13 protein-coding genes and 1 tRNA gene are annotated in these 11,293 nt (G+C 58.9%); 9 read left to right on the top strand and 5 right to left on the bottom strand.

Going from position 1 to position 11,293, the window contains the following annotated elements:
• Positions 1–82: 82 nt before the first annotated feature.
• Positions 83–457 carry a response regulator gene (locus tag ACW9IN_RS10685; protein ID WP_457365826.1) on the bottom strand — a complete coding sequence of 125 codons (375 nt, stop codon included), beginning with the start codon at positions 455–457 and terminating at the stop codon, positions 83–85.
• A 244-nt stretch (positions 458–701) separates the two neighbouring features.
• Here ACW9IN_RS10685 and ACW9IN_RS10680 point away from each other — a divergent pair, with 244 nt between their 5' ends.
• Both ACW9IN_RS10680 and ACW9IN_RS10675 read left to right on the top strand, forming a co-directional pair.
• Complete coding sequence (locus tag ACW9IN_RS10680) at positions 702–1,643, top strand: phosphoribosyltransferase family protein (RefSeq protein WP_457365825.1); 942 nt, start codon at positions 702–704, stop codon at positions 1,641–1,643.
• A gap of 41 nt (positions 1,644–1,684) precedes the next feature.
• Complete coding sequence (locus ACW9IN_RS10675; RefSeq protein ID WP_457365824.1) at positions 1,685–2,059, top strand: c-type cytochrome; 375 nt, start codon at positions 1,685–1,687, stop codon at positions 2,057–2,059.
• Between the two features lie 85 nt (positions 2,060–2,144).
• Here the strand turns inward: ACW9IN_RS10675 and ACW9IN_RS10670 are convergent, their stop codons facing one another.
• Together ACW9IN_RS10670 and ACW9IN_RS10665 are read right to left on the bottom strand one after the other, a co-directional pair.
• The gene (locus tag ACW9IN_RS10670) at positions 2,145–2,432 is read right to left on the bottom strand and encodes a colicin E3-like toxin immunity protein (protein WP_457365823.1); all 288 of its coding nucleotides are present in this window, start codon (positions 2,430–2,432) and stop codon (positions 2,145–2,147) included.
• A gap of 15 nt (positions 2,433–2,447) precedes the next feature.
• Entirely contained in the window at positions 2,448–3,611 is a 1,164-nt protein-coding gene (locus ACW9IN_RS10665) for an S-type pyocin domain-containing protein (RefSeq protein ID WP_457365822.1), read from the bottom strand.
• A 276-nt stretch (positions 3,612–3,887) separates the two neighbouring features.
• Between ACW9IN_RS10665 and ACW9IN_RS10660 the strand changes: the two genes are divergently transcribed.
• Positions 3,888–4,523 (top strand): LysE family translocator, encoded by a 636-nt coding sequence (locus ACW9IN_RS10660; protein ID WP_457365821.1) that lies wholly within the window; start codon positions 3,888–3,890, stop codon positions 4,521–4,523.
• A gap of 7 nt (positions 4,524–4,530) precedes the next feature.
• On the opposite strand, the gene ACW9IN_RS10655 is transcribed toward ACW9IN_RS10660, so the two are convergent.
• Positions 4,531–4,860, bottom strand: coding sequence for a hypothetical protein (locus tag ACW9IN_RS10655; protein ID WP_457365820.1), 330 nt, complete (start codon positions 4,858–4,860; stop codon positions 4,531–4,533).
• 83 nt (positions 4,861–4,943) lie between these two features.
• Positions 4,944–5,028: transfer RNA gene (locus ACW9IN_RS10650), tRNA-Leu, on the bottom strand.
• Positions 5,029–5,136: 108 nt separating this feature from the next.
• Here ACW9IN_RS10650 and queA point away from each other — a divergent pair.
• The 6 genes from queA to ACW9IN_RS10620 all read left to right on the top strand — a co-directional run bounded on the left by queA (position 5,137) and on the right by ACW9IN_RS10620 (position 11,211).
• Positions 5,137–6,186: a tRNA preQ1(34) S-adenosylmethionine ribosyltransferase-isomerase QueA gene (gene queA / locus ACW9IN_RS10645; protein WP_457365819.1), complete on the top strand. Its 1,050-nt coding sequence runs from the start codon at positions 5,137–5,139 to the stop codon at positions 6,184–6,186.
• Positions 6,187–6,191: 5 nt separating this feature from the next.
• Complete coding sequence (tgt, locus tag ACW9IN_RS10640) at positions 6,192–7,307, top strand: tRNA guanosine(34) transglycosylase Tgt (RefSeq protein ID WP_010565220.1); 1,116 nt, start codon at positions 6,192–6,194, stop codon at positions 7,305–7,307.
• A 43-nt stretch (positions 7,308–7,350) separates the two neighbouring features.
• A complete protein-coding gene (gene yajC / locus ACW9IN_RS10635; protein ID WP_003175975.1) occupies positions 7,351–7,689 on the top strand; it encodes a preprotein translocase subunit YajC in 339 nt (112 codons plus the stop codon).
• Between the two features lie 63 nt (positions 7,690–7,752).
• Positions 7,753–9,621, top strand: a complete 1,869-nt coding sequence (gene secD, locus ACW9IN_RS10630) for a protein translocase subunit SecD (protein WP_457365818.1) — start codon at positions 7,753–7,755, stop codon at positions 9,619–9,621.
• Between the two features lie 9 nt (positions 9,622–9,630).
• Positions 9,631–10,545 carry a protein translocase subunit SecF gene (secF, locus tag ACW9IN_RS10625; protein ID WP_457365817.1) on the top strand — a complete coding sequence of 305 codons (915 nt, stop codon included), beginning with the start codon at positions 9,631–9,633 and terminating at the stop codon, positions 10,543–10,545.
• Between the two features lie 123 nt (positions 10,546–10,668).
• Positions 10,669–11,211: a glycine zipper 2TM domain-containing protein gene (locus tag ACW9IN_RS10620; protein WP_457365816.1), complete on the top strand. Its 543-nt coding sequence runs from the start codon at positions 10,669–10,671 to the stop codon at positions 11,209–11,211.
• The last annotated feature ends 82 nt before the right edge of the window (positions 11,212–11,293 follow it).

Genomic DNA, 11,293 nt, shown 5'->3' with positions numbered 1-11,293 from the left:
GCGGATCAGAAAAGTCGCTCCGTGCCTTACCACTGACCGCACAGGCTGTCGCGAAGTTCGATTGAATGATGTCGCAGCGCTATCAATGCAGAGGAGGTTGAGTCAATGCAGTCTGCACGCACTCCAGCAAACGTTCGGTGCTCCACGGCTTGGGCAAGAACCGCACGGAACCGCCCAATTGCGAGGCCAGTTTGGTGTTGCCGGAGGTGAGCAGCACCGGCACCGACGGCCAGCGATGGGCGACTACACGGCTCAGGTCATAACCATTGAGCAAGCCCGGCATCTGGATATCGGTGACGATCAGGTCCACCGGATCGTCGCCCTGTTCCAGGTAAATCATCCCTTCATCCGCCGAAGGAAAAGACGTCACGACCGCCCCGAATTCTTCCAGCACATCCACCATCAACGAGCGAATGATCTCGTCGTCTTCCAATACCAAAATCGATGGCTGAGCCATGATCCTTCTCCACCATCAGGGTTCCAGTTAGGTGGAGTCGAGAGAGCTTTAATAGGTTCGATTGGAGATACGCGAGGCGATGGATGGTCATTCAGACGCTGGCATGTCCCTGAAAAGCAGGCTTTCGGCAGGCTGATTTTTTGCGTCTCATCGCCCGTGAACCGGGAATAAAACGTTGCGGCCAGGCGTTTTTCCGAAACAGGTGTCGACCTTCGGCACCGCTCCTTTCGAAAAGATCGCGCCCTTGAACCGACCCGTACTGCCCATCTCCTACGAGCATCTGGATCGCTGGATTGCCTCCCTGCAACCGGCGCTGCTGGACGAAGCATTCAGCAGCGTCATTGGCATTTTGCGCGGCGGCGGGCCGCTGGCGCTGATGGTCTCCCATGTCACCGGGGTGGCTCCGGCGTTTCTGCGCTATCAGCGCGCTGACCGCAGCGTGGCATGGGACTCGTCGATCCCGATTCCGCCACCCGGCAGCAAAGTGCTGTTGTGCGAGGACATCGCCGGCACGGGGCATACGCTCAAGGATTGCTCCAACTTCCTGCAACGCCAGGGCTTGAAGGTAAAGGTCCTGACGGCGGGTTTCGACGATCTCAGCGCGACCCGTCCCGACTACGGCATCGATGGGCGTGGTTACTTCCTGCAGTTTCCCTGGGAGCGCCAGGCACGTACTGAAGCCTATCGCGATCATTGGCAGGAAACCCGTGGCGGGCGCACGGGCCACTTGGCCCAGGACCATGAGTACGACGCCTACGCCATCGACCTGGACGGCATCCTCCTGCCGGACATCCCGCCAGAGACCTACAATGCAGACCTGCAAGCCGCCCTGCGCCAGCGCGATCAACTGGCACCGTTCGAGCACCTGCCGGCGCTGGGCACCGTGAAAGCCATCGTCACGGGTCGTCCGGAAATGGACCGTGCCCGCACTGAAGACTGGCTGAGGCGCCACGGCTATGGCGACACCCCATTGATCATGCGTGACACTCAGCGTTACATCGACACACCCGAGCAAGTGGCCACCCATAAAGCCACTGCCACATTGCAATTGGCCTGCACCCACTTTGTGGAGAGCGACCCGGTGCAAGCCATCCTGATCGCTCAGCAGGCGCCCTTGCTGCGGGTAGTCTGGTGGGACGCGCAGAGTCGGCAGGGACGTTTGCTGGGGGCGGCGCAGTGGGGGTGATACAGGCATAATTGGCTCACCGTTACCGATGTGGAGCCTTTATGAAGTTCGCCTTGTTCACCCTCGCCCTGCTTCTCGGTGCCGGTTCGGCCCATGCCGCCGGCGATGTCGAAGCGGGCGGCAAGCTCTTCACCAAAACCTGCGGCGGTTGCCATAGCATCGGCGAAGGCGCACGCGGCGGTTTCGGCCCGGAGCTCAACGGCATCATCGGCAGGCCCGCCGGCACCACCACGGACTATCAGTATTCCGATGCGATGAAAAATTCCGGAGTGGTCTGGACCCGGGACAAACTCGCGGCCTACATCGAAGACCCCAAATCGATCGTGAGCGGCACACGCATGATTTTCTGGGGCATCAGCGATCCGGAAAAAATTGAAAATATCCTGGCGTATCTGGAGACGTTTCAAACCCGGTAGGCGCTGGTGCTTTTTTGTGGTGTCGCATTATCCCTCCATAACAAGGCTGGCCTGCTCCGGCGTCTGGCGGTGATGCCTCATTGCATCAAGACTCCTTTTTGGGTTGTTTTGGTGGTGGGGGCCATGAGCCTTGGTAGCGGAAGGAAATTTGGTAGTCGAAGCGATCGAGTTCAATCATGTGCTGGAAGTACGGTTGAATAATCGATATCCAATCAGGCCGCACGTTGAATACGTCGGCATATATCGCAGTCTCTTTACTTAAACCCAGTGCTTCAAAAACACTGTCTGGATCTTCTATGTGCGCTGAATACTCATCTGCCTTCAAGTCATTGCAGAGTTTTTCGTACCACCGCAATCTGATCTTCATCACCATTTTCCGAGTGCCTCTTTACCTATAAATTCGACGTTTTGGGTCTGCTGGTCCTCGACGTTCGGCGGTATAAGGGTCGAATGCGCCGAGGTGTTTCAAATCACTGTTTCGATAGACTTCCAGCTCGCCTTTCTTGGAGTCCCATTCAAAGATTTTTCTTCCTTTGGCGTCTATCCACCGGTCACGTAAGCCGGCCCCACCTTGTCTTGGAGTCACGGGTTTTTGGGGAATCAGACCGGGAAAGCCTGTTATGTCTTCGGCTAGTGGGGCTGAGAAGTAGTCATGGTCTGGGTTTCTTAGTCCTTTTCTTGGTGTGTTAACCACCACATACAACGACCGAACCCCCGACTCCACCGGGAACACCAGAATAAAGTCCCGATACTCCGGCGGATAAACCGGGTTCACCAGAATCTCTGCCGCCTTTTCCGTCGGCGGATAGATCCACATCACCGGCGCTTGCGGCGCAGCCTCCAGGGCCGGGATGCCAGGGGTGTCGCTCGAATCTATCGCGGGCGTCCAGATCAACGCCACGCCCTCACCCAAATCCGCCACGAACTGATCGCCACGGCGTTGGAACTGCGCCACATCGATCATCTGCCAATCGGTATGGCTACCCGTGTAAAACCCATAGCCCTTGAGCGTGCCGTCCTCACCTTGCTCAACCTGCAACCGCATCTGCGAGCGGGCCTGTTGCATCGAACGCAACTGCTCGTCGCTGTAGAGCGCGCTGTCACCCAACGCCGAAGGCCAAGCCAGTGCGAGCAGGCCCGTCAGCAGCCCGCCGGCCACCGAGCCCGCAGCGGTTGCAGCCGACTCGAAAGCCGCCGACCGCAGCGCCAACTGCCCCAGCCCAACCGGCAGTGTGCTGCCGCTGATTTTGTGCAGGGCCACTGCGCCCTGGCTGTCCACCTCACGTCCGCCCAACAGGCTGAAATGGCCGTAGTTCTCGATCAATTCCAGCGGTATGTAACCGGTGGGGTCGTTGTAGCGAATGAGGCCGTTGGGTAGCTGGCAGGGTTTGAGAAAGGTGCAACCGCGAGGTTCAGGTAATGGGGAAACAGGGGAGGGCGATGGTTCGAAAAATTCAACAGGCGCCGAAGGCGGCAGACGCGCCGGCTGCGTGGTCAGAATTCTTTGTTTGAGCCGTTCTTTTTCGGTGGGCGGATACAAACGTTCTGACATGACCGACTCACTTCCTTGTGCGAGGAAGGGAGCCTACGGGGAGGTGTCAGTGGGCTGGAATTGGCATTGTTCGATGGTGGGTGTGGGAAAAGTAAGCGGGTGAAGTCTGGTGTATGAGGTGATAGGGGGAGTGTTCAGGCGAGCGATTTTAGGGTGTCCGTTGAATCAGGAGTGGTGTCCGAACGCAGGTGTATGACGTTTTGCCCGCAGATCTGTATCTAACGCCGGTGTTTTCAACGGCCTACCATGGCCGGAACTGAAAACAGGAGCAGCAGCATGCCCGAAACGTCCAGTTGGCTGGCCTATGCCTTGATCTCTTTGGGTATGGTGCTGACGCCAGGCCCGAACATGATTTACCTCATTTCTCGCTCGATCTGCCAGGGGCGCACAGCCGGGTTGATTTCCCTGGGCGGTGTGGCGCTGGGCTTTCTGGTTTACATGGTGTGCGCGGCATTGGGCATTACGGCCTTGGTGATGGCGGTGCCTTTTGCGTACGACGCGCTGCGGTTCGGCGGGGCGCTGTACCTGGCTTACATGGCCTGGCAGGCGATCAGGCCGGGCGGGCGTTCACCGTTTCAGGTGCGGGACTTGCCCAAGGACAGCCCGCGCAAGCTGTTCGCCATGGGGCTAGTGACCAACCTGCTCAACCCCAAGGTGGCGGTGATGTATTTGTCGTTGCTGCCGCAATTCATCGACCCCAACGGTCACGCCAGCGTGCTGATGCAATCCCTGGTGCTGGGCTTTACACAGATTGTGATCAGCGTAAGCGTCAATGCGTTGATCGCTGCCATGGCCGGGTCCATCGCGGTGTTTTTCGTCAACCGTCCCGGCTGGCAGGTGGTGCAGCGCTGGTTGATGGGCTCGGTGTTGATGGGGTTGGCGGTGCGGATGGCGGTGGAGGGGCGGCGATAGGTTGTGATTACAGGATGGCTTTCAGGTAGTTCTTGAGTGCGCTGAGCGGAGCACTGAGCTCGTCGAATGTCGACGCCTGACGCACCTCTGCCACCAATCGCTGCAACTCGCGCCCCATCACAGTATCGGCGCCGCCCAGGGTGTCGAGTGCCAATGTCAGGCATTCATTGAGCTTCAACTGAATCCCCGCCAAATTCCCTTGCCGCATCAACAACCCAAACACCTCGCGGTCATACCCTTCCATTGCCGGATCATCCCGCAGCAGTGGGCTGCCATCGTCATGTTCATGTACGAGTTTCAGGGCAAACAGCGCAACCGCTTCGAGCAACAATTCCATGGTCCCGCTACCTCCGCTGGTGTGTCGGCCACTTTTCGACAGGCGAAAAAAAAGACCTTGAATTTCAAGGTCTTTCTTTAAGATGGTGCCCCGAGGGAGACTCGAACTCCCACTCCTTTCGAAAACGGATTTTGAATCCGCCGCGTCTACCAATTCCGCCATCAGGGCTCAATGGCGGCGAAGTATAGAGAGGTGATTACCGTTGGTCAATCACGTTTCATGGTCAATTTTGACGATTTCCGCTAGACTTCCCGGCCCTGCTAGACGAACCCCATCATGCGCGTTGCTGACTTTACTTTTGAGCTTCCTGATTCGCTGATCGCTCGCCACCCGTTGGCCGAGCGTCGCGCCAGTCGACTGCTGACCCTGGACGGGGTGAGCGGTGCCCTCGCACACCGTCAATTCACTGATTTGCTTGAGCATTTGCGCCCGGGCGATTTGATGGTTTTCAACAATACCCGGGTGATTCCGGCGCGGTTGTTCGGCCAGAAAGCCTCCGGCGGCAAGCTGGAAATTCTGGTGGAGCGGGTGCTGGACAGCCATCGCGTGCTGGCCCATGTGCGCTCCAGCAAATCGCCGAAACCGGGGTCGAGCATCCTGATCGATGGGGGGGGCGAAGCCGAGATGGTGGCGCGCCATGATGCGCTGTTCGAACTCAAGTTCGCCGAGGAAGTGTTGCCGCTGCTCGAGCGCGTCGGGCATATGCCGTTGCCTCCTTATATAGACCGTCCTGACGAGGACGCGGACCGCGAGCGCTATCAGACTGTGTATTCCCAGCGTCTCGGTGCGGTGGCCGCGCCAACGGCCGGACTGCACTTCGACCAGCCGCTGCTGGATGCGATTGCCAACAAGGGTGTCGAGACTGCCTATGTGACCCTGCACGTGGGGGCCGGCACGTTTCAGCCGGTGCGTGTGGATAAGATCGAAGACCACCATATGCACAGCGAATGGCTGGAAGTCAGCCAGGAAGTGGTGGATGCAGTGGCGGCGTGCAAGGCGCGCGGCGGTCGGGTGGTAGCGGTGGGTACTACCAGCGTGCGTTCTCTGGAAAGCGCGGCGCGCGATGGTGTGCTCAAACCGTTCAGCGGTGACACCGATATCTTCATTTTCCCGGGCCGGCCTTTCCATGTGGTCGATTGCCTGGTCACCAACTTCCATTTGCCGGAATCCACGCTGTTGATGCTGGTGTCGGCATTTGCCGGTTACCCGGAAACCATGGCCGCTTATCAGGCCGCCATCGACAACGGGTACCGTTTTTTCAGCTACGGTGATGCGATGTTCATCACCCGTAACCCGGCGCCGCGCGGCCCTGAGGAACAATCATGAGTCGTATGTCCTTTGAATTGCTGGCCACGGATGGTAAAGCTCGCCGCGGTCGTCTGACGTTCCCGCGTGGCACTGTGGAGACCCCGGCGTTCATGCCGGTCGGTACCTACGGTACCGTCAAGGGCATGCTGCCGCGTGACATCGTCGCCACCGGTGCCGAGATCATTCTGGGCAACACTTTCCACCTGTGGCTGCGCCCGGGCACCGAGGTGATCAAGAAGCACGGCGACCTGCATGACTTCATGAAGTGGCAGGGCCCGATCCTCACCGACTCCGGCGGTTTCCAGGTGTTCAGCCTGGGCGCCATGCGCAAGATCAAGGAAGAGGGCGTGACCTTCGCCTCGCCGGTGGACGGTTCCAAAGTGTTCATGGGGCCGGAAGAGTCGATGCAGGTACAGCGTGACCTGGGCTCCGACATCGTGATGATTTTCGACGAGTGCACGCCGTACCCGGCTGACGAAGACGTCGCGCGCGTCTCCATGGAGTTGTCGCTGCGTTGGGCTCAGCGTTCCAAGAATGCCCATGGCGACAACACGGCGGCGTTGTTCGGTATCGTCCAGGGCGGCATGCATGAAAGCCTGCGCAAGCGCTCGCTGGAAGGTCTCGACAAGATCGGTTTCGACGGCTTGGCCATTGGCGGTTTGTCGGTGGGCGAGCCAAAACACGAAATGATCAAGGTGCTGGATTATCTGCCTGGCCTGATGCCGGCTGACAAACCTCGTTACCTTATGGGCGTTGGCAAACCGGAGGATCTCGTAGAGGGTGTGCGCCGCGGGGTGGACATGTTCGATTGCGTGATGCCAACCCGTAATGCCCGCAATGGGCATCTGTTCATCGATACAGGCGTGCTGAAGATCCGTAACGCGTTCCATCGCCATGATGATTCGCCGCTGGATCCCACCTGTGATTGCTACACCTGCCAGAACTTCTCCCGTGCTTATCTGCACCATCTGGACAAGTGTGGGGAAATGCTGGGTAGCATGTTGAATACCATCCACAATTTGCGTCACTACCAAGTCCTGATGGCTGGTTTGCGCGAGGCTATTCAACAGGGTACATTGGCCGCCTTCGTCGATGCCTTCTATGCCAAGCGCGGGCTGCCCGTGCCGCCCTTGGACTGAGTTTTCCGACCCTAAGATTCACTATTTGCAACTGGAGTGCTAAATGAGCTTTTTTATCTCTAACGCCATGGCTGATGCCGCTGCGCCTGCCGCCGCCGGCCCAATGGGCGGTGGTTTCGAGTGGATTTTCCTGGTCGGCTTCCTGGTCATCTTCTACCTGATGATCTGGCGTCCACAGGCCAAGCGCGCCAAAGAGCAGAAAAACCTGCTGGGCAGCCTGCAGAAAGGCGACGAAGTCGTGACCACCGGCGGTATCGCTGGCAAGATCACCAAGGTTTCCGATGCTTTCGTGGTGCTGGAAGTGTCCGATACCGTCGAAATGAAGTTCCAGAAGGGCGCGATCGCCGCCACGCTGCCAAAAGGCACGCTCAAAGCGATCTAAAGTAACAACCTTTACCAATCGACGGGGCGCGCAAGGCGCCCCGCGTTATAAGCGGGCGGCGTGATGCTGAACAAATACCCTCTGTGGAAATACGTACTGATCGTGGCGGTGCTGGCGATCGGTTTTATTTATTCCGCTCCCAACCTCTATCCTGATGACCCGGCGATCCAGATCACTGGCGCCAGCACTTCGCTGCAGGTCAATCAGGCGGACCTGGAACGCGCGAGCAAGGCGCTCACCGATGCGGGGATCCAGGTCAAGGCGGCAACGTTGGCGGCTGATGCGAAGGGCGGCTTGTTGCGCCTGACCAAGGCAGAAGACCAATTGCCGGCCAAAGACGTCGTGCGCAAGGCCATGGGTGACGATTATGTGGTCGCGCTCAATCTGGCACAGACCACCCCGACCTGGCTGCGCAAGATCGGCGCTCATCCGATGAAGCTGGGCCTGGACTTGTCCGGCGGTGTGCACTTCCTGCTGGAAGTCGACATGGATAAAGCCCTCGACGCGCGCCTGAAAGTCTACGAAGGCGACGTGAAGAGTCTGCTGCGTAAAGAGAAACTGCGTTATCGCAGCCTGCCGCAGCTCAACGGTGCCATCCAGCTGGGCTTCTCTGATGAAGCGTCCCGCGAGCAGGCCCGTGCACTGGTTCGCAAGAACTTCAACGATTTCGACATCGTACCGGCCGACCTGAACGGTCAGCCTGTGCTGCGTCTGGCGATGACCCCGGCCAAGCTGGCGGAAATCCGCGAATACTCCATCAAGCAGAACTTGACCACGGTACGTAACCGCGTCAACGAACTGGGTGTGGCCGAGCCGATCGTGCAGCGCCAGGGCGCCAACCGTATCGTGGTCGAGCTGCCGGGCGTACAGGACACCGCTGAAGCCAAGCGTATCCTGGGTAAAACCGCCAACCTGGAGTTCCGTCTGGCGGCTGAGCCGGGTGCTACCCGTGCCACTTCCGAAGAGTTCGAATTCCGCGAAGGCAACCGTCCTCCAGCGCTGATCGAGCGTAGCCTGATCATTACCGGTGACCAGGTAACCGACGCCAAGGCCGGTTTCGGCGAGCACGGCACCCCTGAAGTGAACATCCGTCTGGATGGCCACGGTGGTGAGCTGATGAGCCGCGCTACGCGCAGCAACGTTGGGCGCAGCATGGCGGTGATCTTTATCGAGCAGCGTCCGGTCACTACCTACACCAAGCAGGTGGTCAACGGCGTCGAGAAAGATGTGCCGGTTCAGGCCTTCAAGGAAGAGAAAAAGATCATCAGCCTGGCGACCATTCAGTCGCCGCTGGGTGCGCAGTTCCGCATCACCGGCCTGAACGGCCAGGGGGAATCGTCCGAACTGGCCCTGCTGCTGCGTGCCGGTGGTCTGGCCGCGCCGATGTACTTCGCTGAAGAACGTACCATCGGCCCGAGCCTGGGTGCCGACAACATCACCAAGGGTATCGATGCGGCCTTGTGGGGCATGCTGTTCGTATCCTTGTTCATCATCGCCATCTACCGCTTCTTCGGCATCATCGCCACCGTGGCCCTGGCGGGCAACATGGTGATGCTGCTGGCCCTGATGTCGCTGCTGGGCGCCACCCTGACCCTGCCAGGTATCGCCGGTATCGTACTGACCATGGGTATGGCGGTGGACGCCAACGTACTGATCTTCTCGCGGATCCGTGAAGAGATCGCGGCGGGCATGACCGTACAGCGTGCAATCAACGAAGGCTTTGGCCGGGCATTTACCGCGATTCTCGACTCCAACCTGACTACCTTGCTGGTCGGCGGGATTCTCTTTGCCATGGGCACAGGCCCCGTCAAAGGCTTTGCGGTGACCATGTCCCTCGGTATCTTTACCTCGATGTTCACGGCCATCATGGTGACCCGCGCAATGGTCAACCTGATCTTTGGCGGGCGTGACTTCAAGAAGTTGTGGATTTAAGGGGCTGCCATGTTACGTACAATCAACTTCATGGGCGTTCGCAACGTTGCGTTCGGCGTCACTGTGCTCCTTACCGTTCTGGCCTTGTTCAGCTGGTTCCACAAGGGGCTGAACTACGGCCTGGACTTCACCGGCGGTACGCTCATCGAGCTGACCTACGAGAAGCCGGCCGATGTGACCCTGGTGCGCAACGAGTTGGTCAAGGCCGGCTATCACGAAGCCATCGTCCAGAGCTTTGGTGCGACCACTGACCTGCTGGTGCGCATGCCGGGTGAAGACCCGCAACTGGGTCATCAGGTTGCCGATGCCTTGCAGAAGGTCGGCGGCGATAACCCGGCGTCGGTCAAGCGCGTCGAGTTCGTAGGGCCGCAGGTGGGTGAAGAACTGCGCGATCAGGGCGGCCTCGGCATGCTGATGGCGCTGGTCGGGATCATGATCTACCTGGCGTTCCGCTTTCAGTGGAAGTTCGGTGTCGGCGCCATTGTGTCGCTGGTCCATGACGTGATCGTGACCGTGGGTATCCTGGCGTACTTCCAGGTGACCTTCGACCTGACCGTGCTGGCGGCGGTACTGGCGATCATCGGTTACTCCCTCAACGACACCATTGTGGTATTCGACCGGGTTCGTGAGAACTTCCGCGTGCTGCGCAAGGCGTCGTTGATCGAGAACATCAATATCTCCACCACCCAGACCCTGCTGCGGACCATGGCGACGTCGATCTCCACGTTGCTGGCGATCGCTGCGTTGATGATCTTCGGTGGCGACAACCTGTGGGGCTTCTCCCTGGCCTTGTTCATCGGGGTTTTGGCGGGTACCTACTCGTCGATCTACATCGCCAACGTGGTGCTGATCTGGCTGAACCTCAACAGCGAAGACCTGATCCCTCCGGCCAGCACTGGCAAGGAGGTCGACGACCGCCCTTGATGGGTGATTGTCGATACGCTGTTACAAGAAAGGCGCGAGTATTGAACTCGCGCCTTTTTTTTTGCTCCAAGGCTGGGTATAGCGCGGACGTATCGGTCCGTTTGTGATGGTCAGGAGGTTCACGTGAACAAGTCGTTGCTGGTTGGTGCGGTATTGGGTGCTGTCGGTGTGACTGCCGGGGGTGCTGTTGCCACCTACAGCTTGGTGAAAAGCGGCCCTGAGTATGCGCAAGTGCTGGCGGTGCAGCCGGTGAAAACCCAGATTAAAACCCCGCGAGAGGTCTGTAAGGATGTCGCCGTGACGCGTCAGCGTCCGGTGCAGGATCAGCATCAGATCGTGGGTACCGTGGTCGGTGCCTTGGCCGGTGGCCTGCTGGGCAACCAGATCGGTGGTGGTAATGGCAAGAAGCTGGCTACCGTGGCCGGTGCTGTCGGTGGCGGTTATGCCGGTAACAAGGTTCAGGAAGGCATGCAGAACCGCGATACTTACACGACTACGCAAACGCGCTGTAACACCGTCAATGACATTAGTGACAAGGTTGTTGGTTATGACGTGCGTTACAACCTGGATGGCAAGGAAGGTTCGGTACGCATGGACCGTGATCCGGGTAGCCAGATTCCAGTCGACAAAGAAGGTCGCCTGATCCTCGGACAGAACCAGCAGTAATCCCTCAGCGGGGTGCAATTCAAATTGTGTGGGGGCGGGTATTGGTTGAGGCAGGAAATGCAGCGTTACCCTAATCCCAGGC

The sequence above is a fragment of the Pseudomonas sp. SDO5271_S396 genome, from assembly GCF_054071795.1.
Note: the sequence above shows the minus strand (reverse complement) of the source record. Positions and strands in the feature narration are given on the sequence as shown.

Excerpts from the sequence above, each read along its gene's own strand:
- ACW9IN_RS10685 (WP_457365826.1), bottom strand. The coding sequence starts at position 457 with ATGGCTCAGCCATCGATTTTGGTATTGGAAGACGACGAGATCATTCGC.
- ACW9IN_RS10675 (WP_457365824.1), top strand. The coding sequence starts at position 1,685 with ATGAAGTTCGCCTTGTTCACCCTCGCCCTGCTTCTCGGTGCCGGTTCG.
- ACW9IN_RS10670 (WP_457365823.1), bottom strand. The coding sequence starts at position 2,432 with ATGGTGATGAAGATCAGATTGCGGTGGTACGAAAAACTCTGCAATGAC.
- ACW9IN_RS10665 (WP_457365822.1), bottom strand. The coding sequence starts at position 3,611 with ATGTCAGAACGTTTGTATCCGCCCACCGAAAAAGAACGGCTCAAACAA.
- ACW9IN_RS10660 (WP_457365821.1), top strand. The coding sequence starts at position 3,888 with ATGCCCGAAACGTCCAGTTGGCTGGCCTATGCCTTGATCTCTTTGGGT.
- ACW9IN_RS10655 (WP_457365820.1), bottom strand. The coding sequence starts at position 4,860 with ATGGAATTGTTGCTCGAAGCGGTTGCGCTGTTTGCCCTGAAACTCGTA.
- queA (WP_457365819.1), top strand. The coding sequence starts at position 5,137 with ATGCGCGTTGCTGACTTTACTTTTGAGCTTCCTGATTCGCTGATCGCT.
- tgt (WP_010565220.1), top strand. The coding sequence starts at position 6,192 with ATGTCCTTTGAATTGCTGGCCACGGATGGTAAAGCTCGCCGCGGTCGT.
- yajC (WP_003175975.1), top strand. The coding sequence starts at position 7,351 with ATGAGCTTTTTTATCTCTAACGCCATGGCTGATGCCGCTGCGCCTGCC.
- secD (WP_457365818.1), top strand. The coding sequence starts at position 7,753 with ATGCTGAACAAATACCCTCTGTGGAAATACGTACTGATCGTGGCGGTG.
- secF (WP_457365817.1), top strand. The coding sequence starts at position 9,631 with ATGTTACGTACAATCAACTTCATGGGCGTTCGCAACGTTGCGTTCGGC.